The 24,393-nt window shown below is 66.9% G+C and carries 18 protein-coding genes and 2 pseudogenes; 15 read left to right on the forward strand and 5 right to left on the reverse strand.

The window, feature by feature from the left end; genetic code table 11:
* Nucleotides 1–214: 214 nt before the first annotated feature.
* The 8 genes and pseudogenes from ACYJP6_RS17355 to hutG all read left to right on the forward strand — a co-directional run.
* A pseudogene (locus tag ACYJP6_RS17355) lies at nt 215–949 on the forward strand (PAS domain-containing protein); the annotation flags it as partial.
* Nucleotides 935–1,219: pseudogene (locus tag ACYJP6_RS17360) on the forward strand (methyl-accepting chemotaxis protein); the annotation flags it as partial. The pseudogenes ACYJP6_RS17355 and ACYJP6_RS17360, both read left to right, overlap by 15 nt.
* Nucleotides 1,220–1,686: 467 nt before the next feature.
* A complete protein-coding gene (locus tag ACYJP6_RS17365; protein ID WP_459476272.1) occupies nt 1,687–2,169 on the forward strand; it encodes a GNAT family N-acetyltransferase in 483 nt (160 codons plus the stop codon).
* 1,128 nt (nt 2,170–3,297) lie between these two features.
* Nucleotides 3,298–4,161, forward strand: a complete 864-nt coding sequence (locus ACYJP6_RS17370; protein ID WP_459476275.1) for a GGDEF domain-containing protein — start codon at nt 3,298–3,300, stop codon at nt 4,159–4,161.
* A 423-nt stretch (nt 4,162–4,584) separates the two neighbouring features.
* Nucleotides 4,585–6,267 carry a urocanate hydratase gene (gene hutU / locus ACYJP6_RS17375; protein ID WP_459476277.1) on the forward strand — a complete coding sequence of 561 codons (1,683 nt, stop codon included), beginning with the start codon at nt 4,585–4,587 and terminating at the stop codon, nt 6,265–6,267.
* Nucleotides 6,268–6,378: 111 nt separating this feature from the next.
* Complete coding sequence (locus ACYJP6_RS17380) at nt 6,379–7,785, forward strand: purine-cytosine permease family protein (RefSeq protein ID WP_459476279.1); 1,407 nt, start codon at nt 6,379–6,381, stop codon at nt 7,783–7,785.
* Nucleotides 7,782–8,987 (forward strand): imidazolonepropionase, encoded by a 1,206-nt coding sequence (gene hutI, locus ACYJP6_RS17385; RefSeq protein WP_459476281.1) that lies wholly within the window; start codon nt 7,782–7,784, stop codon nt 8,985–8,987. The genes ACYJP6_RS17380 and hutI overlap by 4 nt, the downstream gene beginning before the upstream one ends.
* Entirely contained in the window at nt 8,980–9,783 is an 804-nt protein-coding gene (gene hutG / locus ACYJP6_RS17390) for an N-formylglutamate deformylase (protein WP_459476283.1), read from the forward strand. The genes hutI and hutG overlap by 8 nt, the downstream gene beginning before the upstream one ends.
* Before the next feature lie 39 nt (nt 9,784–9,822).
* Here the strand turns inward: hutG and ACYJP6_RS17395 are convergent, their stop codons facing one another.
* Nucleotides 9,823–11,181 carry a formimidoylglutamate deiminase gene (locus ACYJP6_RS17395; protein WP_459476285.1) on the reverse strand — a complete coding sequence of 453 codons (1,359 nt, stop codon included), beginning with the start codon at nt 11,179–11,181 and terminating at the stop codon, nt 9,823–9,825.
* Between the two features lie 94 nt (nt 11,182–11,275).
* On the opposite strand from ACYJP6_RS17395, the gene hutC reads away from it, so the two are divergent.
* Nucleotides 11,276–12,016 carry a histidine utilization repressor gene (hutC, locus tag ACYJP6_RS17400; protein WP_459476287.1) on the forward strand — a complete coding sequence of 247 codons (741 nt, stop codon included), beginning with the start codon at nt 11,276–11,278 and terminating at the stop codon, nt 12,014–12,016.
* Nucleotides 12,017–12,054: 38 nt separating this feature from the next.
* Nucleotides 12,055–12,594: a HutD/Ves family protein gene (locus ACYJP6_RS17405; protein ID WP_459476289.1), complete on the forward strand. Its 540-nt coding sequence runs from the start codon at nt 12,055–12,057 to the stop codon at nt 12,592–12,594.
* A gap of 126 nt (nt 12,595–12,720) precedes the next feature.
* On the opposite strand, the gene ACYJP6_RS17410 is transcribed toward ACYJP6_RS17405, so the two are convergent.
* From ACYJP6_RS17410 to ACYJP6_RS17420, 3 genes are all read right to left on the reverse strand, one after another.
* Complete coding sequence (locus ACYJP6_RS17410) at nt 12,721–14,340, reverse strand: methyl-accepting chemotaxis protein (protein WP_459476291.1); 1,620 nt, start codon at nt 14,338–14,340, stop codon at nt 12,721–12,723.
* 344 nt (nt 14,341–14,684) lie between these two features.
* Complete coding sequence (locus ACYJP6_RS17415) at nt 14,685–15,899, reverse strand: HD-GYP domain-containing protein (protein ID WP_459476293.1); 1,215 nt, start codon at nt 15,897–15,899, stop codon at nt 14,685–14,687.
* A gap of 281 nt (nt 15,900–16,180) precedes the next feature.
* On the reverse strand, nt 16,181–16,849 hold the full coding sequence (locus ACYJP6_RS17420; protein ID WP_459476296.1) for a GntR family transcriptional regulator: 669 nt from the start codon (nt 16,847–16,849) through the stop codon (nt 16,181–16,183).
* Between the two features lie 256 nt (nt 16,850–17,105).
* Here ACYJP6_RS17420 and ACYJP6_RS17425 point away from each other — a divergent pair, with 256 nt between their 5' ends.
* From ACYJP6_RS17425 to ACYJP6_RS17445, 5 genes are read left to right on the forward strand one after another with little or no spacing between them, the layout of a single operon-like run.
* Nucleotides 17,106–18,338: an NRAMP family divalent metal transporter gene (locus ACYJP6_RS17425; RefSeq protein WP_145012858.1), complete on the forward strand. Its 1,233-nt coding sequence runs from the start codon at nt 17,106–17,108 to the stop codon at nt 18,336–18,338.
* 15 nt (nt 18,339–18,353) lie between these two features.
* The gene (locus ACYJP6_RS17430; protein WP_459476299.1) at nt 18,354–19,124 is read left to right on the forward strand and encodes a LamB/YcsF family protein; all 771 of its coding nucleotides are present in this window, start codon (nt 18,354–18,356) and stop codon (nt 19,122–19,124) included.
* The gene (locus tag ACYJP6_RS17435) at nt 19,121–19,927 is read left to right on the forward strand and encodes a putative hydro-lyase (protein WP_058779384.1); all 807 of its coding nucleotides are present in this window, start codon (nt 19,121–19,123) and stop codon (nt 19,925–19,927) included. The genes ACYJP6_RS17430 and ACYJP6_RS17435 overlap by 4 nt, the downstream gene beginning before the upstream one ends.
* A gap of 9 nt (nt 19,928–19,936) precedes the next feature.
* The gene (locus ACYJP6_RS17440) at nt 19,937–21,541 is read left to right on the forward strand and encodes a 5-oxoprolinase subunit B/C family protein (protein ID WP_459476301.1); all 1,605 of its coding nucleotides are present in this window, start codon (nt 19,937–19,939) and stop codon (nt 21,539–21,541) included.
* Nucleotides 21,538–23,268 (forward strand): acetyl/propionyl/methylcrotonyl-CoA carboxylase subunit alpha, encoded by a 1,731-nt coding sequence (locus tag ACYJP6_RS17445; RefSeq protein WP_459476303.1) that lies wholly within the window; start codon nt 21,538–21,540, stop codon nt 23,266–23,268. The genes ACYJP6_RS17440 and ACYJP6_RS17445 overlap by 4 nt, the downstream gene beginning before the upstream one ends.
* Nucleotides 23,269–23,360: 92 nt before the next feature.
* Here the strand turns inward: ACYJP6_RS17445 and ACYJP6_RS17450 are convergent, their stop codons facing one another.
* Nucleotides 23,361–23,759: a hypothetical protein gene (locus ACYJP6_RS17450; RefSeq protein ID WP_459476305.1), complete on the reverse strand. Its 399-nt coding sequence runs from the start codon at nt 23,757–23,759 to the stop codon at nt 23,361–23,363.
* Nucleotides 23,760–24,393 lie beyond the last annotated feature (634 nt).

Genomic DNA, 24,393 nt, shown 5'->3' on the forward strand with positions numbered 1-24,393 from the left:
CGACGCCCTCGCCGGCCCCGCCGTCCTGCAAAGGGTCGCCGGTGGCGTGCGCCAGCTGCTGAGCAAGCAAGACACCCTGGAAGCCCAGCTGCATGAAATGCAAGCAGAGATCGAACAGCTGACCGTGCGCCTGGCGGAGCGCGAAGGCGAGGTCCAGCGCCTGGCCACGCGCTTCGACCTGGTCAACCGCGCCACCAGCGAGGGCCTCTGGGACATGGAGGTGATCGCCGGGGACCCGGTCAATCCACGCAATGCCTTCTGGTGGTCGGATCAGTTCCGCGCCCTGCTGGGCTTTCGCAACGAGCAGGACTTCCCCAACGAACTCGGCAGCTGGGCGAATCGTCTGCACCCCGAGGACAGCAAGCGCACCCTGGATGCCTTCGCCCGCCACCTGAACGATCGCAGTGGCCATACCCCTTACGACATCGAGTACCGGCTGGCCACCAAGAACGGCGAGTACCGCTGGTTCCGGGCCAGCGGTGAGACTCTGCGCGACGGTCAGGGCACCCCGCTGCGGGTCGCCGGCTCGCTGCGCGACATCCATGACCAGCGGCTGCGCGAGGCCGAACTGGAGGTGACCCTGACTCGCTTCGAGCTGGCGCGGGAAATGCTCAACGACGGCCTCTGGGACATGGAAGTGATCGCCGGTGATCCGGTCAATCCACAGAACCCCTTCTGGTGGTCGCCGCAATTTCGTCGCCTGCTGGGCTTCGAGACCGTCGAGGAATTTCCGGACGTCTTGGACAGCTGGGCCTCGCGCCTGCACCCCGACGACAAGCAGCGCAGCATCGACGCCTTCGGCGCGCACCTGAACGACCGCAGCGGCCAGACCGGCTTCGACATCACCTACCGCCTGAAACTGAAGAACGGCACCTATCGCTGGTTCAGGGCCCGCGGCCAGACCCGCCGCGCCAGCGACGGCACGCCGCTGCGCGTGGTCGGCGCCCTGACCGACATCCACGCCGGCCATGAGCAGAACGAGCTGCGCCAGGCCCAGGAAGCCCAGCATCAGGCGATGGAGAGCAACCTGCGCAATGTCACCGAGATCGTCAGCTCCATCCAGGGCATCGCGGCCCAGACCAACCTGCTGGCACTCAACGCCGCGATCGAAGCGGCCCGTGCCGGCGAAGCCGGCCGCGGCTTCGCCGTGGTGGCCGATGAAGTACGGAAACTGGCGACCAGGACCTCCGAGGCTACCCAGCGCGCCGCGGACATGATCCGCCAATGACGGCGAGCTACCCCTGAGGCCTGGGGCCGATACCTCCGGGTGTCGGCCTTCGCCTGCGGCGCCGAGCATCACGCCTGGCCTAGGCGGCCCGCACCCTGGCGTCCCCAGGTTCCGGCAGGCCACCCGCTTCGGCCCTTGGCCAGGGCCGCGAGTCGAACGGGGCAACCCCTGCCAGGTGCTGTACGAACAGTCGCCTCGCCAAGGTCAGGCGAAGCCTGGGCGGCCCCCACGAAAAAAGCTGAGGAAGCGGATCGGACTCGCGCTCGATGGGATCTCGCACGACCGGGCTCGCTCACGACCGGGCTCGCGCACGAGTCTACGAAGGGTGCAGAAGCATTGCGCTGGGCCACCCAGGTCGGGTTGGCGATCCAGGCCTTTTTCAACGAAACAGCCCCGAGCACAGGCCTTTTTCGTGTAGAACCTAGGGGTGACGTCTCCCAGGTTTGGACCCGGCCACCATGCACCTGAACCCTGTGCTCACCCCCACCGCTGCGAGCGATGCCGACCTGTTGGTGAGCATCCGCATCGCCGCGATGCGCGAAAGTCTGGAGCGCCTCGGGCGCTTCGATCCCCAACGCGCGCGGGAGCGCTTCCTCGCCACCTTCGATCCGGCCCTGTGCCATTTCATCGAGGCCGAGGGCGTGCGTGTGGGCTTTTGCGTCGTCCGCCCCCTGGCTGACGCCTGGCACCTGGATCACCTGTACCTCCTGCCCGAGCATCAGGGCAGAGGCCTGGGCGGCGCGATGCTCAGGCAGATCCTCGCCGACGTCGACGCACTCGGCCTGCCGATCCGCCTGGGCGCCCTGCGGGGCAGCAGGGCCAATGCCTTCTATCGGCGCCACGGCTTCGAACAGGTGGGCGAGGCAGAATGGGATATCTACTACCTGAGGCCCCCCTGCGCCCACGCTGAGTCTCTCGATGACCCCCGAAATGTGAACTGAGGATAGAACCGACCAGCAAGGCCAAGGCTGCGCTTGAACCCCGCCAGGTCCGGTCGGTCAACCCTCCTGAGTGCTCCACACTCATCTCCTCCAGGTTGGCGAATCTGTAGGCTTCGAACTGAGTTGTCCCCCGCCCAGGCGGGGGATTTTTTTGCCTGCTCGCCAAGCGCTCTCGCGTCGATCCCCGCCCCACCCGAATCGGGCCAGGGCCGTAACCGAATCGAGACCGCAGCGACACCCGGCGGCCGCGGCGGCTGGCCCGAATCCTTCCGCCACCCCAGAGGAGCACCCTCCTCCCCAGGCGACCCCGTGACCTGGGTGCCGAACACAACCCCAGCGGCCAGGGTCCAACGAATGCCCGCCGGCGCGGCGCTGACATCCACGCCGGTCAATCGCCTGGAAAGGCCTGCCAGTCCGGCAATCTCCCACCGCCTTCCGGGCGAGGGGCACCCTGGTCGACGCCCTGGAGATCGAGTTCTCCTCGAGAGGCATGGCAGCGCTCACCGTTGCCAAGGCGTCCCCCGGCAGGGCGCCAAGGATGAGCCGGGGCGACAGTTGCAGATCAGGCACTGACCCGCAGAGGGTCGGCTCCCGCCCCTGTCAGACGAGATACCAGAGAGTCACGGTGGCGGTTTCCCTGGATCGTGGCGACCCGCCTGTCCTTTCACCTGCCTCTCCGATCCGACGATCAAGTAAAGAGCAATGGGCAGACAGGCCACGCGGAAGTGTTTGGTCTTTAGCCAAACTTTTCAGGGAGATTACTCTTAACTGATATCTGACAAGTTGCCGAATCAAAACCCTATGGAGAGTAAGAAATATTTACTTACCTTTATTAAGCAACGTATTGAAACACTTGCCCGATACTTTATGTGAATTAATCCACACAATTCGAAAGGACTCGTCATGACCTTCCATAAGCACATGCGCCGAGAGATGCAGTGGCCGCTGCTCTTGATACTCCTAGCAGGGCTTGTATCCCTGGCCATTACCTGGAGGCTTAATCCGCTAGGCCCGCGGCCTCTGACGAACCAGGATTATCTATTGGTCTCTTTGTGCCTGGCAACTTCAGCGACAATCGTTTTTACCAGGAACATATTTGTCTGGCGAGCAAGTGGACCACTCCAAATCGTGTTGCTCACCCTACTTTTCGAGCGGGAGATTGCCTATCTCGGCGAGCACATGCATATGTGGGGAATGGTGGCGACGACACTCATTGCCTTGGGCATGTCCATATTCTTCGTCAGTACTAGAGACTATCTCGTTGCGCTGATCGCGGTATGGGCAATCATGTGGCAAGTAAATAGCGCTGGAGGCGATCCGCTGCTCAAAAACCACTTCTATCTGCACGTGGCCGCCACCACCGTCCTAGGAACCTGTCTGAATGCAACCTATGTAAAAACAATGAATAGGCTTTACGAACTGATGAAGAACTACAGGAACCTGTCGCAGATAGACTTCCTGACCAAGGCGCCGAATCGACGCTCCCTGATGGATGCCATCCACACCACGGTGGAGATGTGCATCGACACCAGGTCCGAAAACGCCTGGTTCCTGATGCTGGATATCGATTACTTCAAGAAGATCAATGACAAGCTGGGCCATGCACGGGGCGATGACGTCCTGATCCACCTGTCGCAGCTGATCCGGCAGGATTCCATCAAGCACCATTTCGGCCGGTTGGGCGGGGAAGAATTCGGCATTCTCTACAAGGACTGCAGCGAAGAAGACGTGCGAAAAAGCGTGGCAGCGCTACTGACCTCCGCTCAGCTGTATCCACCCTGCCCCTATAGTTTCAGCGCCGGCCTGACACAAATACGGGTGACCAGCGACCTGTCCACCATCCTCTCCCAGGCGGACCAGGAACTGTACAACGCCAAACGCGAGGGCCGAAGCCGCGCCTATTATTTGGGCAGACCCTTCTACGTCACCTCGGCAACCGCAGTGCCGGGGACTGACGACCTGCTGATCGGCGCCCTGGGTCCGGCAACCTGAAGCCCGCGAAAGCCGCTGCACAAAGCGGTATTCCAACCCTCGGCAAGGGCACCTTGGCCCGAGGCCACCCACCCGAGCTCGCTACACCTCACTCCTAGCTCCTCCGACGCCCCATCAGGGCGACGCTACTGCGCTGGATACTGGCTTGCTGGCTCTGCGTGAAGCACTAGCGCGAAAGGGCGCGCAGGACGGCTGCGCCGACGGGCGTCACCCAAGGGTCTTCGAGAGCGCAGCGTAACGTCCGGAATTGACGCGACCGACTGCCCAGCGAAAGGTGCTGAAGGTTCTACCTGGGCGGGCCTCCCGCCGTCCGTTCACCGCCTGGGAACGCATCGCGCGGCCTGCCTATTGCCTGGGACTCGTTTTTACCTATACTTGTATATACATGACCTATCATTAGCTCAACCGCCCGCAGGACCCGCCATGACCGACTCCACCCGCCATCGCTCCGTGACCATCCGCGCTCCCCGGGGCACCCAGCTCAACACCCGCAGCTGGTTCACCGAAGCGCCCCTGCGCATGCTGATGAACAACCTCGATCCCGAGGTCGCCGAGAATCCCGAGGCGCTGGTCGTCTATGGCGGTATTGGCCGGGCCGCGCGCAACTGGGAGTGCTACGACGCCATCGTCGCCAGCCTCAAGACGCTGGGTGACGACGAGACGCTGCTGGTGCAATCGGGCAAGCCGGTCGGGGTGTTCAAGACCCACAGCAACGCGCCGCGCGTGCTGATCGCCAACTCCAACCTGGTCCCGCACTGGGCGAGCTGGGAGCACTTCAACGAACTCGACACCAAGGGCCTGGCCATGTACGGCCAGATGACCGCGGGCAGCTGGATCTATATCGGCAGCCAGGGCATCGTCCAGGGCACCTACGAGACCTTCGTCGAGGCCGGGCGCCAGCACTATGAGGGCAATCTCAAGGGGCGCTGGGTGCTGACCGCCGGCCTGGGCGGCATGGGCGGTGCCCAGCCCCTGGCCGCGACCCTGGCAGGTGCCTGCTCGCTGAACATCGAATGCCAGCAGAGCCGGATCGATTTCCGCCTCAAGACCCGCTACGTCGACGAGCAGGCCAAGGATCTGGACGATGCCCTGGCCCGCCTCGACCGCTACACCCGCGAAGGCCGCGCCATCTCCATCGCCCTGCAGGGCAACGCCGCCGAGATTCTGCCCGAGCTGGTGCGGCGCGGCGTGCGTCCGGACATGGTCACCGACCAGACCAGCGCCCATGACCCGCTCAATGGCTATCTGCCGGCCGGCTGGACCTGGGAGGAATATCGCGCGCGCGCCCTCAGCGAGCCGGCGGCGGTGGTCAAGGCGGCCAAGGCTTCCATGGCCCAACACGTGCGCGCCATGCTCGACTTCCAGCGCCAGGGCGTACCCACCTTCGACTACGGCAACAACATTCGCCAGATGGCCAAGGAAGTCGGGGTAGACGACGCCTTCGCCTTCCCCGGTTTCGTCCCGGCCTATATCCGCCCGCTGTTCTGCCGGGGCATCGGGCCATTCCGCTGGGCGGCGCTGTCAGGTGACGCCGAGGACATCTACCGCACCGACGCCAAGGTCAAGGAACTCATCCCCGACGACGCCCACCTGCACAACTGGCTGGACATGGCGCGCGAGCGCATCGCCTTCCAGGGGCTACCGGCGCGCATCTGCTGGGTCGGCCTGGGCCAGCGCGCGCGGCTCGGCCTGGCCTTCAACGAGATGGTCCGTTCCGGCGAACTCAAGGCCCCCATCGTCATCGGCCGCGACCATCTGGATTCGGGCTCGGTGGCCAGCCCCAATCGCGAGACCGAGGCCATGCGCGATGGCTCCGACGCCGTCTCCGACTGGCCGCTGCTCAACGCCCTGCTGAACACCGCCAGCGGCGCCACCTGGGTGTCGCTGCATCATGGCGGTGGCGTGGGCATGGGCTTCTCGCAGCACTCGGGCATGGTCATCGTCTGCGATGGCTCCGACGAAGCGGCCGAACGCATCGCCCGGGTGCTGACCAACGACCCGGCCACCGGGGTGATGCGTCACGCCGATGCGGGCTACGAGATCGCCATCGAGTGCGCCCACGAGCAGGGTTTGAATCTGCCGATGATCACCAAGCCTCAGGCGTAATAGGTGGCGCGGTGGCGGCCTTGCTGCCGCCGCCAGCGCCTTTCCGGGTTCCGGCCTCCCCGGCTGCCTGCGATGGGCACTGGTGGCGGCACATCATCGCGCAGGTCCTGTATGTCCGAGTCCGCTTCCGCGCCGTCGCTGATCGAACGGCGCTCCATCGACTACATCCCACCCCACGAACGTCACGGCCGGCTGTACAGCCAGTTCACCCTCTGGCTGGGGGCCAATCTGCAGATCACCGCCATCGTCACCGGCGCCCTCGCCGTGGTGCTGGGCGGCGATGTCTTCTGGTCGCTCTGGGGGCTGTTGCTCGGCCAGGTGCTCGGCGGCACGGTGATGGCCCTGCACGCCGCCCAGGGCCCGCGCCTGGGGCTGCCGCAGATGATCTCCAGTCGCGTCCAGTTCGGCGTCCAGGGCGCGGCCGTGCCCCTGGTGCTGATCTGCCTGATGTACCTAGGCTTCACCGCCACCGGCACGGTGCTCTCGGGGCAGGCGCTCGGCCAGTTGTTCCAGGTCAGCGACAGCCTGGGCATCCTGATCTTCGCCGCGGTCATCGTGCTGGTGACGGTGCTGGGCTATCGAGCCATCCACCTGCTGGGGCGGCTGGCCAGCGTCCTGGGGGTGATCGCCTTCTGCTACCTGTTCAGCCGGGTGCTCAGCGTTGGCGACGTACCGACGCTGCTGCAGAATCGGCAGTTCAGCTGGAGCGGCTTCCTGCTCGCCGTGTCCCTGGCCGCCTCCTGTCAGATCGCCTATGGCCCCTATGTGGCCGACTACTCGCGCTACCTGCCCGCCCGCACCTCGCCGCTGAAGACCTTTCTCGCGGTGGGCGCCGGTTCGGTGCTGGGGGCCCAGACCGCCATGGTGCTCGGGGTCTTCGCCGCGGCCATGGCCAACGGCCGCTTCGCCGGCCATGAGGTCGCCTTCATCGTCGGCCTGGGTGGCAGCGGCGCCACGGCCGCGTTGCTCTATTTCAGCATCGCCTTCGGCAAGGTCACCATCTCCACCCTGAACTCCTATGGCAGCTTCATGTGCCTCGCCACCCTGATCAGCGGCTTCCGCGGCGAAGTGGAGATCAGCCCGCGGCAGCGACTGCTGTTCGTCTTGGCCATCGTCGGGGCGGCCACCCTTATCGCCCTGCTCGGCCAAGGCGCCTTCCTGCTGGCGTTCAAGTCCTTCATCCTCTTCCTGCTGACCTTCTTCACGCCGTGGAGCGCGATCAACCTGGTCGACTACTACCTCATCACCCGGGAACGCTACGACCTGGCGGCACTGGCCGACCCGGATGGCCGCTACGGGCGCTGGAACCGTACTGGCCTGACCGTCTATGTCATCGGCGTGCTGATCCAGCTGCCCTTCCTGTCGACCAAGCTCTACACCGGTCCGCTGGTCGCCCACCTGGGTGGGGTCGACATCTCCTGGGTCATCGGCCTGCTGGTACCGGCCCTGCTCTACTGGCTGCTGGCCCGCCGCCGCGCGACCGCCCCGGCCTATCCCCTGCGCGAGGACACTCCATGAAGCTCTGGTACAACTGCCATGCCGCCACCCTGGTCGATGGGGTCTATGGCGTCCTGGAAAATGCGGCCCTGCTGGTCGATGGCGAGCGTTTGCACTGGGTGGGCCCGCTGGCCGAGCTGCCCTCGATAGCGATCAGCGAACGCCATGACCTGGGGGGTGCCTGGGTCACACCCGGCCTGATCGATTGCCACACCCATCTGGTCTTCGGCGGTGATCGCAGTGGCGAATTCGAGCAGCGCCTGCAGGGTGTCAGCTATGCCGAGATCGCCGCGGCCGGCGGCGGTATCGCCAGCAGCGTCCGCGCCACCCGCGCCGCCAGCGAGGACGAATTGCTGGCCAGCGCCCTGCGCCGCGCCCGCCCGCTGCTGGCCGAAGGCGTCACCGTGCTGGAAGTGAAATCCGGCTACGGCCTGGACCTGGCCAGCGAACGCAAGATGCTGCGGGTAGCGCGCCGACTGGGCGAGGTATTGCCGGTCACGGTCCGCACCACCTGCCTGGCCGCCCACGCCCTGCCGCCGGAATTCGCCGGCCGCGCCGATGACTACATCACTGCCATCTGCGACGACTGGCTCCCGCAACTGGCTGCCGAGGGTCTAGTCGATGCGGTGGATGCCTTCTGCGAGCACCTGGCCTTTTCCCCGGCCCAGGTCGAGCGCGTCTTCCAGACCGCCACCCAGCTCGGCCTGCCGGTCAAGTTGCACGCCGAACAGCTGTCGGTGCAGCACGGTGCGGCGCTCGCGGCCCGCTATGGCGCATTGTCGGCCGACCACCTCGAGTACCTGGTCGAGGAAGACGTGGTGGCCATGGCCGCCGCCGGTACCGTGGCGGTCCTGCTACCCGGCGCCTTCCTCACCCTGCGCGAGACGCAATTGCCTCCGGTGGCCGCCCTGCGTACCCAGGGCGTGCCCATCGCCCTGGCCAGCGACGCCAATCCAGGCACCTCGCCGGTGCTGTCGTTGCGGCTGATGCTCAACCTGGGCTGCACCCTGTTCGGCCTCACCCCGGAAGAAGCCCTGGCCGGCGTCACTTTCAACGCTGCCCGGGCGCTCGGCCTCGCGGATAGCTACGGCAGTCTGGAAGCGGGCAAGTACGCCGACTTCATCGCCTGGGACATCACCCGTCCCGCCGAGCTGGCCTACTGGCTCGGCGGCCAGCTCGACACCCGCATCATCCGCCACGGCAAGGAGCTCACCCGTGTCTGACACCTTCAAGTTCACTCGCGGCCAGGTGCCGCTGCTGATCAGCATGCCGCATCCCGGCACCCGCCTCACCGCCGCGGTCGAGCAGGGCCTGGTGCCCGCCGGCCAGGCCCTCGCCGACACCGACTGGCACATCCCCCGGCTCTATGCCATGGCCGAGGAATTAGGCGCCAGCCGCCTGGAGGCGCTCTATTCACGCTACGTCATCGATCTGAACCGACCCGACGATGACGTGCCCCTCTACAGCAGCGCCACCACCGGGCTGTTTCCCGAGGTGCTCTTCGACGGCAGCCCGCTGTTCCGCGACGGCCAGGCGCCGGACGCCCTGGCCCGCCAACAGGCACTGGAGGAAATCTGGCGACCCTATCACCAGACCCTGGTGGCGGAGCTGCAGCGCCTGCGCGAGACCTTCGGCTATGCGCTGCTGTGGGATGCCCATTCCATCTGCTCGCGCATCCCGCGGTTGTTCGACGGCCAGTTGCCGGATCTCAACTTCGGCACCTTCGACGGGGCCAGCTGCGCTACGGAACTGACCAGCCGGCTGCAGGCGGTCGCCAGTGGCCAGCAACGCCTGACCCACGTCTTCAACGGTCGCTTCAAGGGCGGCTTCATCACCCGCCACTATGGCGCCCCCGACCAGCATATCCATGCCGTGCAACTGGAGCTGACACAGTGCACCTACATGGACGAGGCGCCGCCCTTCGGCTATCGAGAAGATCGCGCCATCCCTACCCAGGACGTCCTGCGCCAGTTGCTGGAAGCGGCGCTCAGCTGGGGACGCGAGCGCTACGGCCGCTGAGCCCAAGGTCCCCGACTCGGTCGGGGACCACCTCTCCCGTCAAGCGAGCAGGGTGCGCAGTACCTGGGCGAAATCCTTGGCACTGGCGGCCTCGTCCGGGTGTCGCCCCTCCTGCACGACCCAACGCCCCCCGACCATCACGTCCCTTACCTGGCGATCACCGCCAGCGAACAGCCAACGGTTGAGCACGGCCTCCGCCGGTGCGCTGGACAGGTAGGGATCGGCGCCATCCAGGACCACCCAGTCGGCACGCCGACCGGGCTCCAGCGCGCCAATCTGCTGGCCCAGGGCGGCGGTGCCACCCTGCAGGGCCTGCTCGAACAGCTGGTGGCCGACATTGGGCTGGCGCGCGCCGACCAGGCGGTTGCGCTGCTGGTCGCGCAGGCGCTGGCCATACTCCAGCCAACGCAGCTCCTCGACCGGGCTGACACTCACATGGCTGTCCGAGCCGATGCCGAAGCGCCCACCGGCGGCGAGGAAATCCGTCGCCGGAAAAATCCCGTCGCCCAGGTTGGCCTCGGTGGTCGGGCAGAGGCCGGCGATGGCCCGACTCTGCGCCATCAGGGCGACCTCGTGGGGTAGCGCGTGGGTGGCATGGACCAGGCACCAGCGCTCGTTCACCGCCACCTGGTCGTACAGCCACTCGAGTGGCCGCCGCCCGCTCCAGGCCAGGCAGTCGTCCACTTCCTTCTGCTGCTCGGCGATATGGATGTGCACTGGCCAGCGGGCATCCGTCGCCGCCAATACCGTGGCGAGCTGCTCGCCGCTGACGGCGCGTAACGAGTGAAAGCACAGGCCCAGGCGCTGCCGGTCATCGAGCACCCCCGCCAGGCGGGGCAAAAGTTCCAGGTAGCTGTCGGTGGTATGCAGGAAGCGCCGCTGGCCCGCGGTCGGCGCCTGGGCACCGAAGCCGCTGTAGCTGTAGAGCACCGGCAGCAGGGTCAGGCCGATACCCGCACTGCGCGCCGCCTGGGCGATACGCCCGCCCAGCTCGGCAGGATCGGCGTAGGGGGTGCCCTGAGGATCGTGGTGCACGTAGTGGAATTCGGCCACGGCGGTGTAGCCGGCCTTGAGCATCTCGATATACAGCTGGCGTGCCACCACCTCCAATTGCTCCGGCTCGAGCCGGCCCACCAGGCGATACATCAGGTCGCGCCAGGTCCAGAAACTGTCCTGCGTGGCACCCGCCACCTCGGCCAAGCCGGCCATGGCCCGCTGGAAGGCGTGGGAGTGCAGATTGGGCATGCCTGGCAGCAGCGGGCCTTGCACACGTTCAGCGCCGTCCGACGAACTCTGGGGCTGGACGCTGAGCAGATAGCCCTGCGCGTCTACCTCCAGGCGCACGTCCATCGCCCACCCTTCGGGTAGCAGCGCCCTTTCCGCAAAAAAAGCCGGCATAATCGACCTCATCCTAGCTATGGCTAACATGTATATACATATACAGACATAAGCGAATTCGGTAAACTGCTGTCTGTCCTCCAAGGGGCCCCTCATGCCGTCATCCTCGACTCCCGCCCAAGCGCCCAAGGCCGCACCCGCGCCCTTCTACGAGCAGGTCAAGCAACTCATCCTGCGGCAGATCCATTCGGGCGCCTGGCCGCCGCACCAGAAGATTCCCTCCGAGGCCGAGCTGGTCGCCCAGCTGGGCTTCAGCCGCATGACGGTGCACCGCGCCTTGCGCGAGCTGACCAGCGACGGCCTGCTGGTGCGGATGCAGGGCGTTGGCACCTTCGTCGCCGAACCCAAGGGCCAGGCCGCCCTCTTCGAGGTGCACAACATCGCCGACGAGATCGCGTCCCGGGGCCACCGCCATCGACTCGAGGTGATCCGGATGGGCAGTGAAACGGCCAACGGCGAGCGTTCGATGGCACTAGGCGTCCGCGAAGGCCAACCGGTGTTCCACTCGCTGATCGTGCACTATGAAAACGACGTACCGGTGCAGATCGAGGATCGCTACGTCAATCCCGCGGTGGCACCCGAGTACCTCGACCAGGACTTCGGCAGCGAAACCCCCTACGTCTACCTCAATCGTCTCGCCCCCCTGACCGAAGGCGAGCATGTGGTCGAGGCGGTCCTTGCCTCCCACGAGGAGCAGCAACTGCTGCGCATTCCCGCCGAGGAGCCCTGCCTGTTGATCCGTCGACGTACCTGGTCGGGCCGCCGCACCGTCACCAGCGCCAGGCTGCTGTACCCGGGCAGTCGCTATCGACTGGAAGGGCATTTCGGCTCATGAGCGGATTCACGTGGCTTCCCGCAGCGGGGCACCGGCGCATGCCCTGGCGTAACGGTCTGGGTACCACCCTGGAGATCGCGCGCGATACGCCCGCCTCGGCGGCCGACTTCGGCTGGCGCCTGTCATTGGCAGACGTGACGCAATCCGGGGCCTTTTCCCCGTTCGCCGGCCTGACGCGGATCATCAGCGTGATCGCAGGTGCCGGCATGCGGCTGCAGATCGACGAAGTGACCACGCCAGCCCTGGGTCGCTGGCAGCCATACGTCTTCTCCGGCGAGGCCCGCGTCAGCTGCGAGCTGCTCGAGGGGCCCATTCGCGACCTCAACCTGATCTATCGCGCCGACCGCTATGACGCCGAACTGGAATGGATAGCGGTAGCCGGCGCCCTGCAGCTCGCCGATCCTCGGACGCTGACCCTGTTCTGCGGCGAGGGATCCGTGCAGGTCCTGCACGGCCAGGAGTCGGTGACCCTCGGTCCGCTGGACGCCCTGTACCTGCCACCGCAATCAACGCCACCTCAGTTGACTATACAAGGGACCGCGCAGCTCTGTGTGATCCGGCTGCTAGCCCTCGACTGATTCCCGGAGGCGGCACAGTCTTGCTTCACTCGGCGTCCGGTAGCGATGGAGCATCGAGATCGACGTCAGCGCCCTCGTTATGCCACTTGGGTAGTCGCTTAGCTACAGAACGCTAGCACTACGCGTCTACAGGCTGAAACGAGCCACCTGGCGTTCCAGTCCCCGCGCCAGATCGGCCAGGGATTCGCTGGTCTGCAGGATGTTCTGTACCTCGGCCCGGTTGCGCTCGGACATCTGCGCGGTTTGCTCGACGTTGCGTGCCACGTCCTGGCTGGCGGCATTCTGCTCGCGCAGGGCGAAGGAAATCTGATCCACCACCTGCACCACCTTGCTGGAGCCATCGCGAATCCCGACGATGGCGTCACCGGCCTGGGCCGCCTGGTCGACGCCCCGCTCCACCTCGTTGACCCCGACCTGCATGTTGCTCACGGTATGGCGGACCCCCTCCTGGATCTTCGCGATCATGCCGGAGATCTCCTGGGTCGACTTGCCGGTGCGCTGGGCCAGCAGCCGGACCTCGTCGGCCACCACGGCGAAGCCACGGCCCTGCTCGCCGGCCCGGGCCGCTTCGATGGCGGCGTTGAGCGCCAACAGGTTGGTCTGGTCGGCAATGCCCTGGATGACGCTGACGATCGAGGAGATATGGTCCGAGTGCTGGCCCAGCTCGCTGATCTGTTCGGCGGATTTCTGCACGGTCTGGGCAATGCTGTTCATGCTGTGCAAGGTCGCCTGGATGACCTCGCTGCCCTCACTGGACTGCTGCCCGGACTGGGTGGTCAGGCGGTGGGCTTCCTCGGCGCTCTCGGCCACGTGGCTGATGCTGACCGAGAGCTGCTCGATGGTGGCCGCCATGGACGACGCCGAGTTGGACTGCTCGGTCGCGGTGCCTGCCAGTTGCTGGGAGGCGCCGTTGATCTGGGAGACGGCCTGACCCAACTGGTGGGCGGCGCCGCCGATCTGCTGCACCATCTCGCGCAGGCTGCCTTGCATGCGATCCAGGGCCTTGGGCAGTTCATCGTTGCTGTCGGTGTCTATCCGGGTATTCAGCCGGCCCTCTGCCACCGCATTGGCCGCATCTATGGCCACCTGCAGGCGGTTCCGGGTCCCGCGTCCCAGCGACAGGGAAGTCACCAGCGCCAGCAAGGCCGCCACCAGGCCGCCACCGAAGAGAATCAGCAACAGCTGCCCGTTGGCGGCTTCCAGCGCCTGGGTTCGCGTGGCCAGGAGGGTGCTTTCGCTCTGCGCCATGCGCGCGATGAGGGTCCGCATGCCATCCATCTTCGCCTTGTCCCGGGCTTCGGCGATCCGCGTCACCAGGGCGATATCCGGTACCCCTTCCGCCTGGGCGCGGCGTTGGGCCAGCAGCGGCTGGAGGTCTTCCTGGTCCCAGGCGGTCTGCAGCCTGCGCAGTTCGGCGATACGCTGCTGCTGTTCCGGGTTGTCGGCGGTGAGGTCGGCGAGGCGCTGGACATGGACCCCGAAGTTCTGGGCGCCGCTCTTGAGCGGTTCGAGAAAGGCGTCGCGACCGGTGATCACGTAGCCGCGCATGCCCGTTTCCATATCGACCAGCTGTTGCAGGGTGGTGTCCAGCTCGCGCAGCACGTCATAGGTATGGACGTTCCAGCGAGTGGACTCCTGCATCCGGGTGAAACCGAGATAGCTGACCGCTATCAGGGCAGCGATGATGATGACCATCGCCGCAAAGCCGGCGTGGATCCGTTGCGAAATGCTCAAGCGTGCGAACATGCGGCCACCTCGGTATTGTTTCGATAATCATTGTTACAATATGTACGATGTCGGCTCACCATACGAAAACTTTAATCGGACATGGCAGAGTGCTGGCACGGCCTTGCCAAAGGGGTCACCAGGCGGAAGTCGGAGGGGTGACGGAGCGACCAGGCGCTGGCGCAAAAGGTAGCGAAGCCAGGTGTGATGGCCACCCGCGCTTGGCGCCGCGTTACCGCCTGCTGCCTGGCGGTAACGGACGCTGACGCCTGGTCAGCTTCCCCCTGGGCCTGGACGGATAGAAGAGGCGCTGGCCAGGTTGGGCGCCTGTCAGACTATTGGAGAAACGAGGGCGGCCGTCAGGCTCAGGCCGGTACGACCAGCCCCTTGCTGCGGTATCGGTCGATATCGATGCCGTAGGCACCGGACGGCTTTACGCTGCGGACGCGTATCGGCTGGCCGAGACCATCGAGGGGATCGAGCGCCAGGTCGATGACTCGCTCCGGTCGCGGCTGCTTCTCGGCGTCCAGCACCATCAGCACCCGCGGCTTCAGCTTGCTGTTCGCCTCGACGCCGATGATGATCCCCACCTCGCCGGTATTGAGTTCGACGATCTCGCCAGGGGGATAGACGCCGATCAGCTGGATGAAGGCCAGGACGACTGCCTCGTCGAATTGCGTGCCCTTGGCCTCGAACAGAATGCGCAACGCTTCCAGGCTCGAGCGTCCCTGGCTGTAGGCCCGGTCGCTGGTGATGGCGTCGTAGGCATCCACCACGGCGATGATCTTGGCCTTGAAGGGAATCCGCTGGGCCGGCAATTGGCGGGGGTAGCCCCGTCCATCCATGCGCTCGTGGTGGGAATGGGCCACATCCACTGCCGCAGGAGGCACCTCGCTGTTACCCATCAGCAATTGGTAACCGAAGGTGGTATGGGCCTGCATGACGAGGAATTCTTCCTCGGTCAACCGCCCCGGCTTGTTGAGGATTGCGTCCGGCACCTTCAGCTTGCCCACGTCATGCAGCATGCCGCAGACCCCGAGCTCTTCCAGCTCCAGCGGCAACATTCCCAGCTCCTTGCCCAAGGCGATGGCATAGAGGGAGACCCGCAGGCAATGTTCGGCCGTGTATTCGTCACGGTCCTTGATCCGCGCCAGCCAGAGACTCGCCGCCGGATGCTGCAGGACGCTCTCGACGCATTCGCCGACCGCGCGGCGTACCTCGCCGACATTGAGTTCCTTGCCGAACCTGACCGCATTCAGCATCCGTATCGACACGTCCCGCGCCTCGCGCCACACCGGCTCGGCGACCTGGACCGCGTCCCGGTAGTCGATGGCATGGATCTTGGTCTGGGCGCTGATCGGCGTGGCGGCGGATATCGCCTCCACCGTCCTGCTCTGGCGCCGGTCGACCCAGACGAACTCGCAGGTTTCCTGCAGCGTGCGAATCTCGTGGACGTTCTGGATGGGAAAGCCCTGGAACAGAAAGGGAGTACCTTCCCAGGGGCGATCCAGCTCGCAGACGTACATGCCCAGCTGCAACTGGGTGACATGTAGGCGGACGCTGTAGGGGGACAGAACCATTTTCCTTCCCGGCGAGCGCGGTGAGGGCTCTGTTCGAGATGCGAATTGCACTATCTATTGATAGCAAAAAGCCATGGCGCTTAGAAGCGCACCGGTCTTTCCCACCGATGAGCCGGCAAAATTCGGTAGCCAGAGGTCATCGTGACCGCCCTTTCGCTTATCGAGGGGCGCTATCCCTGACCTCATCCGTCGCGGTGAATCCGCTGTCCCGGCCCAAGGTTTGATATCTCCTACTGCTGCGGACGAGTGCCGCAGAATCGCCGGGATACCAGTTCCTCCCCCTACCGCTTGGCGTTCAACCTGCCATAGGCCGCCAGCAGGGTACGTTCGGACTGGACCAGGTAGCTTTCCAGGGCGGCGCAGGCCGCAGCGGGCTGGCCTTCTTCCAGCAGCTTGATGATGGTGGCGTTCATTTCCAGGTAGGGCCCGTGCAGGAACTCGGGGTCCTTGAGCAGCCCGAAGGCGAGTCTGAGCTCCGCGGACAGCTGCCCGTAGAAGGCCGACAGGCGCGGGCTGTCGGCCAATTCGACGATGGCCGCATGGAAGGCCATGTTCGCCGTACCGACCGCCACCCAGTCCCGGGCATCGCGGGCGTGCTGGGCCGCGTCCACCGCCTCGCGCATCCGCAGGGCGCCGGGATGGCGTGGATAGGCCTGGGCCAGGGCCTGACACTCGATCAGCCGCCGGACCCGGTAGATGTCGACGATGGTGGCCATGTCGGGGACGGAGACGAAGACGCCACGATTGGGTTCGTGCCGGAGCAGCCCCTCCTGGGTCAGCACCCGGAAGGCTTCCCGCAGGGTATTGCGCGAGATCTGCAGGCTTTCCGCCAGCGCCGCCTCGGAAAGCCGCTGGCCCGGCTTGAGTTCGCCGGCCACCAGTTTGCGGCGGATTTCGTCGGTGACCGTCTCCCCCAGGGGCCGGGGTTGGTCAGGCAGCGCAGTGGTCACAGGATCGCTCCGATAGAGGTAGGGCCGCGCTGATGGTGTCTGAGGGGGCCGCCGTACGCAAGCGATGGGAACCGTGCACCATCGGGTAGCACACTTGGGCACTTAGGTAACATCCCGGTGCATTTCGCCTGACCATCCAACCAATATTGTTGAACAATAAATACATCTTCAATCAACGATTTATCCCGTTTTCCTGGTTCATGGCATGGAGGTTGCCTTGCTGGAGGCCTGATTCCTCAGTTCAGGGACGTCCCCCGTGACCCAGACCGCCAGTGCTTTCACCAAGGACCGCCGCTCGTCATTGATCGCCGCCATCTTCCTGATGGCGACCTCGGCCATCGGCCCCGGCTTCCTGACCCAGACCGCCACCTTCACGGCCAAGCTGGGCGCCGCCTTCGCCTTCGGCATCCTCGCCTCCATCCTCATTGACTTCGTGGTGCAGCTGAACGTCTGGCGCATCGTCGCCCTGACCCGCATGCGCGCCTCCGACATCGCCAACGCGGCCGTGCCCGGCAGCGGCTACCTGCTGGCGGTGCTGGTGATCTCCGGTGGCCTGGTGTTCAGCCTGGGCAACATCGCTGGCGCCGGCCTCGGCCTGAACGCCCTGCTCGGCCTGGATCCGGCCTGGGGTGGCGCCCTCAGCGCCCTGGTGGCGATCGGCATCTTCCTGTCGCACCGCGCCGGGGTGGCCATGGACCGCATCATGGTGGTGCTCGGGGTGTTCAAGGTGGCGCTGATCGTGATCGCCTGCTTCGCCTCCCACCCGCCCGTCGGCGAGGCCCTGCGCCAGACGATCTTCCCGGACGTGCTGGATTTCGCCTCCATCACCACCATCGTCGGGGGTACGGTGGGCGGCTACATCACCTATGCCGGCGCCCACCGCCTGCTGGACCGTGGCACCGTCGGGGTGGAAAACCTCGACGCCGTGTCCAAGGCCGCGCTGAGTGGCATCCTGGTCACCGGCATCGCCCGCTACGTGCTGTTCCTGGCCATCTTCGGGGTGGTCGCCAGCGGGGTGGTGATCGACATCTCCGGCCAGGCCGCCAACCCGGCAGCCCAGGCCTTCGACGCCAGCCTCGGCGAATACGGCCTGCGGGTGTTCGGCCTGATCCTCTGGGCCGCTGGCATCAGCAGCATCATCGGTGCCGCCTACACCTCCATGACCTTCATCACCGTGTTCTCGAAGCACATCACCGAACGGGCGCGCAACCTCTGCACCGTGGTCTTCGTGCTGATCGCCCTGGCCATCTACCTGTCGATCGGCAAGCCGCCAGCGGCCCTGCTGGTGTTCGCCGGTGGCTTCAACGGCCTGATCCTGCCGCTGGGCCTGACCCTATTCATGTACGTGGGCTGGCGCCGCTCCGACCTCATGGAGGGCTACCACTACCCGCGCTGGCTGCTGGTGCTCGGCGCCCTCACCTGCCTGCTGTCGTGGTACATGGCGGTCAAGTCCGCCGGCCCCATCTTCGCCCTGCTCAACGCCGCCTGATTTCGGGAGAACCCTATGCCGACCATCGATCTGAACAGCGACCTGGGCGAAAGCTTCGGTCAGTGGCGGATGGGCGACGATGCCGCCATGCTCGACCTCGTCACCAGCGCCAACGTCGCCTGTGGCTTCCACGCCGGTGATCCGGCCGGGATCCTGCGCACCCTGCAGGCGGCCGCCGCCAAGGGGGTCGCCGTGGGTGCCCATGTCGCCTACCCCGACCTGGTGGGCTTCGGCCGCCGCAACCTGGACATCGCCAGCGACGAGCTGACCGCCGATGTGCTCTACCAGATCGGCGCCCTGCAAGCCCTCGCGCGCGCCGCCGGGACGCGGGTGACCTACGTCAAGCCGCACGGTGCCCTGTACAACACCATCGCCCAGGACCAGCGCCAGGCGCAGGCGGTAATCGCCGCCCTGCGCCAGCTGGACGAAGGCCTGGTGCTGGTCTGCCTGGCCGGTTCGCCGCTGCTCGGCTGGGCCCGGGAGGCCGGCCTGACCTGCGTCGCCGAGGCCTTCGCCGACCGCGCCTACACGCCCGAGGGCGCCCTGGTCTCGCGGCGCCTGCCCGGCGCCGTGCTGCACGATGCCGAACTCATCGCCCAGCGCATGCTGCGCCTGGTGCAGGACGGCGTGGTGGAAGCCATCGACGGCAGCCTGACACCCATCGAGGCCGAATCCATCTGCGTGCACGGCGACAGCCCCGGCGCGGTGGACATGGCCCGAGCCCTGCGTCGCCATCTCGAACTCGCCGGGGTCACCCCCCGCGCCTTCACGGAGGTCCACCCATGAATCCGCTTAAAGCCGCCCAGGACGCCGCCATCGCCGCCGCCCGCGAGGCCCGCGCCCGCTACCGCGACGGCCTGGTCGCCCCCAGTGCCGGCGTCGCCCCCGGCATGACCCAGGCCAATCTCATCGCCCTGCCGCGCGACTGGGCCTACGACTTCCTGCTCTATGCCCAGCGCAATCCCCAGGCCTGCCCAGTACTGGACGTCACCGACGCCGGCAGCTACGCCACGCCGCTGGCCGAGGGCGCCGACCTGCGCACCGACCTGCCGCTGTATCGCGTCTGGCGCGACGGCGTGCTGGCGGAAGAAGTGGCCGACGGCCGCGCCGCCTGGGCCGAGCACGCGGACCTGGTGACCTTCCTGATCGGTTGCAGCTTCACCTTCGAGACCGGGCTGCTGGAAGCCGGCATCGAGATCCGCCACATCACCGACGGCTGCAACGTGCCCATGTACCGCACCAATCGCGCCTGCCGTCCGGCCGGCCGCCTGCATGGCGAGATGGTGGTGTCCATGCGCCCCATCCCCGCCGAGCGGGTCGCCGAGGCGGCCACCATCACCGCCCGCTATCCGGCGGTGCATGGCGCCCCGGTGCATATCGGCGAGCCGGCGCGGCTGGGCATCGCCGACCTGGCGCGGCCGGACTTCGGCGATGCCGTGCGTGTCGAGCCGGGCGAGATCCCGGTGTTCTGGGGCTGCGGCGTCACCCCCCAGGCGGCGGTCATGGCTTCCAAGGTGCCCTTCGCCATCACCCATGCGCCCGGCCACATGTTCATCACCGACGTGCCCGATCGCACCTATCACGTCTAGGAGAAGCCCTTGCGTTTTCTGCCCGTCAACCTGGATGCGCTGCTGGTGGAGCTGGCCGATCTCGACGAGACCCTGGCCCTGTTCGACGCCCTGCAGGCGCGGCCGCTAGCCGGGATCGAGGAGATCGTCCCGGCGGCCCGCACCCTGCTGGTCCAGTTCCGCCCCAGCGCCCTGAAAGCGGCCGACCTGGTCGACCACATCGCCGCCCTGCCCCTCGACGGCGGCGGCCGTGAAGCTGGCAAATTGGTCGAGATCCCGGTGCACTACAACGGCGAGGACCTGGAGGATGTCGCCCGGCTGCTCGGCCTGAGCGTGGCCGAGGTGATCCGTCGCCATACCGGCAGCGACTACCAGGTGGCCTTCTGCGGCTTCGCCCCGGGCTTCGGCTATCTGAGCGGCGGGCCCGGCTTCCAGGTGCCGCGGCGCAGCTCGCCGCGTACCCGGGTACCGGCCGGCTCGGTGGCCATCGCCGGCGGTTTCGCCGCCGTCTATCCCCAGGCCAGCCCCGGCGGTTGGCAACTGCTGGGGGTAACGCCCCTGCACCTCTGGGATCTGACGCGCCCGGAGCCAGCGCTGCTGCGCCCGGGCTACCGGGTGCGCTTCCGCGATGCCGGCCCGCTGCCGGCAGGCGGCCTACCCGAGGCACCGGTCGCGGCACCTGCCGCGCCGATCACCGCGGAGTATCTGGACATCCTCAGCCCCGGCCTGCGTACCCTGCTGCAGGATCTCGGCCGTCCGGGCCAGACCGGCCAGGGCGTCTCCGCTTCCGGCGCCCTGGATCGCGGCGCCCTGCGCGCGGCCAATCGCGCGGTGGGCAATGCGCCTGACAGCGGCTGCCTGGAAATCCTGCTGGGTGGCTTCAGCTGCGTCTGTCACGGCCAGGCCCTGGTCGCCGTCACCGGCGCCCCGGCGCCGCTGGAGGTGCTGACCCGTGCCGGACGGCGGTTGCAGCCCGCGCCCTATCAGCCCTTCCTCCTGGAAGACGGCGACCGCCTGAACCTGGGCAGTCCGCCCACCGGCCTGCGCAGCTACCTGGCACTGCGCGGCGGCTTCGCCGTGGCCCCGGTGCTGGGCAGCCTGGCGCGCGACACCCTGGCCAATGTCGGCCCGGCGCCCCTGGCCGCTGGCGACCGCCTGGGCTTTTATCCCATGGTCGGTGGCGCTGCCGTGTCCTGCAGCGAAACTGCCCCCCTGGCGCTGCCCAGCGCCGACCAGGAGGTGGTGCTCGACGTAGTCCTCGGCCCGCGCAGCGACTGGTTCACCGCCGCCGCCCTGGAGACCCTGGCCATGCAGAGCTGGCGCGTCACGCCCCAGTCCGACCGGGTCGGCATCCGCCTGGCCGGCGAGACGCCCCTGGAACGCCAGGTGCCCGGCGAGCTGCCCAGCGAAGGCACCGCCCTGGGCGCCATTCAGGTACCGCCCAACGGCCAGCCGGTGCTGTTTCTCGCCGACCATCCGCTCACCGGTGGCTATCCGGTGATCGGCGCCGTCGCCAGCCACCACCTGGACCTGGCCGGGCAGATCCCGGTCGGTGCCCGTATCCGCTTCAATCCGCTGGGCCCCTTCGCTGAACTGCGCCCCAGCGCCTCCCCTGCTGCCGAGAACACCCCATGAAAAAAGTCCTGATCGCCAACCGCGGCGAGATCGCCGTCCGCATCGTCCGCGCCTGCCGTGACTATGGCGTGGCCTCGGTAGCCGTCTATGCCGACGCCGACTTCGACGCCCTGCACGTACACCTGGCCGACGAGGCCTATGGCCTGGACGGCCAGCGTCCGGCCGAGACCTACCTGGACATCGCCAAGCTGCTCGACGTGGCCCGCCGCGCCGGCGCCGATGCCGTCCATCCCGGCTATGGCTTCCTCTCCGAGCGCGCCGACTTCGCCCGCGCGGTACAGGCAGCCGGCCTGACCTGGATCGGTCCGAACCCGGACACCATCGACGCCCTGGGCGACAAGGTGCAGGCCCGGCGCATCGCCCTGAGCGTCGGTGCCCCGCTGGTGGCCGGCACCGAGGACCCGGTGAGCGGCGCCGCCGAGGTGCTGGCCTTCGCCGAGGCGCACGGCCTGCCCATCGCCATCAAGGCGGCCTTCGGCGGTGGTGGACGCGGACTCAAGGTGGCCTGGCGCCTGGACGAGGTAGCCGAGCTGTACGAATCGGCGGTCCGCGAGGCCACTGCCGCCTTCGGCCGTGGCGAATGCTTCGTCGAGCGTTTCCTCGACCGTCCGCGGCACATCGAAGCCCAGGTCCTGGCCGACCGCCATGGCCGGGTCGAAGTGGTGGGCACCCGCGACTGTTCGCTGCAGCGGCGCAACCAGAAGCTGGTGGAAGAAGCGCCCGCGCCCTTCCTCGACGACGCCCTGCGCCAGCGCATCCACGCCTCCGCGCGCGACATCTGCGCCGCCGCCGGCTACGTCGGCGCCGGTACCGTGGAATTCCTGCTGAGCCAGGATGGCACCCTGTCCTTCCTGGAGGTCAACACCCGCCTGCAGGTGGAGCATCCGGTCACCGAGGAAACCAGCGGCCTGGACCTGGTAATCGAGCAACTGCGCATCGCCGACGGCCTGCCGCTGTCCTTCAGCGAGGTCCCGGCGCCGCGCGGGCACAGCTTCGAATTCCGCATCAACGCCGAGGACCCCGGTCGCGGCTTCCTGCCTACCCCCGGGCCCATCACCGCCTTCCGCGCGCCCAGCGGTCCCGGCATCCGCCTGGACAGCGGCGTGGCGGCCGGCTCCCAGGTGGCGCCCAACTTCGACTCCATGGTCGCCAAGCTGATCGTCACCGGCGCCACCCGCGAGCAGGCCATCGCCCGCGCCCGCCGTGCCCTGGCCGAGTTCAGCGTGGAAGGCGTGGCCACGGTGCTGCCCTTCCACCAGGCGGTGATGGCGCACGCCGACTTCACCGGCGGAGCCTTCGCGGTACACACCCGCTGGATCGAGACGGCATTCGCCGAGCAGATCGCCCTGGCGCCGCGCAGCGAGCCAGCTGACGACGGTGTGCTGCGCACCTTCGTCGAGATCGATGGCCGCCGTCATGCCCTCGGCCTGCCCAGCGCCCTGCTGCGCGGCCTGGCGATGGCAGCGCCGGGCGAAGGGCTGGCCAAGGCGGACGAAGGCAGCCCCGCGCGCCAGGCCAATGCGGTGGTCGCCGCCGTCGCGGGCAACCTGCATGCCTGGGTCGTCGCGGAGGGCGAGACCGTCGCGGCCGGCCAGGTCGTCGCCGTGATGGAGGCGATGAAGATGGAAACCCAGGTGACCGCGCCCTGCGCGGGCCGCCTGGTGATCGCCCAGCAACCGGGCGGCTATCATCCGGCCGGTACGCTCCTGGGGACCATCGAGGACTGAAAGCGCCGCGCCTGCTGCCAGGCGCGCGCTCCGCTCGGGCGTCCAGAGGACGGCGGGGAACTGCTCGGGCCCAACACCAGCTGGGGCCCGGATCAGAAGGCCGCCAGGCCGTCCATCACTGCCGAATAGATCTCGGTGCCGTAGGTGAGCACGCCGAGGGGGATCCCCACCGCCGTGCCCACGATCAAGGCGCAGCCCAGTATCGCCAGCACCGGTATCCCGAACAGGCGCTGCGCCAGGACGGGGCCACGGCTCGCCGAAACCGGGGCTGGCCGAGGGGGGTTGCCGGGAGCGGAACCGGCTTTGGCCGAGGGGCTGGAGGGGGATAACGGTTGCCGACGCGAGGCGTTGGCCTTGCCTTCCATCTCGATGAGATTGGCGATGTCGGCCAGCGTGCCATTGTTGCGGGTGATCTGTTCGTGGGCGGCGCGGAGCGAATCGGGGTTGGCCGTGCGGCCCGGCGTGCGGGAAGGTCTTCGCGAAGCGGTCATAAGTACCGGTAATCGTTGATAAAACTGGGGAATGGTACAGCCTGGGCCGAGGCTTATGAACAGGATTCAGGCAACGAAGCTCAGGGGCACTGCCGCAGGCCGGGACCTGTCCTGTACACCGCCGCAAGGAGCAGCACGACCCCGCCACAGCGAGTGATGGCCAGACCTGGCGAGCCTGTTCCTATCCGCTGACGACCGCGAGAACGGTCAGCGAAACACCCAAAGCGCCTGCTTCGACAGACACCAGGCCTCCGGATACTGGCAGCTATCCGGGGGCGGCCATCATCGGCTCGGAAGAAGCTAGCCGGCATCACTCGCGTGCTCTCCCAGCCACCTATCGGAAAAGGCGACGAACAGGAAAGCACCAAAATCGCCAGCGGCGAGAACGCGCAAAATCATATCGAGATGGATCGTCATGACATCCTGCCTTCGGCACTGATACTGCACGGCTTCACTGCCCGTTCGCCGCTGTAGACCCGCTTTCTCGGCAATTGCTCAATCACGCAGGCCAAACGCCGCGAAAATCCATTCCGCATGGTCTGGCCCGCCTCTCAGCGCACCGGCGAAGTCATCCCCAGCACAGGGTCCGCCCCCGCCCGGAGCTGGGTCCTGAGATCGGTGAGGACGCGGCCTA

This window comes from Pseudomonas sp. No.117 (genome assembly GCF_054558395.1).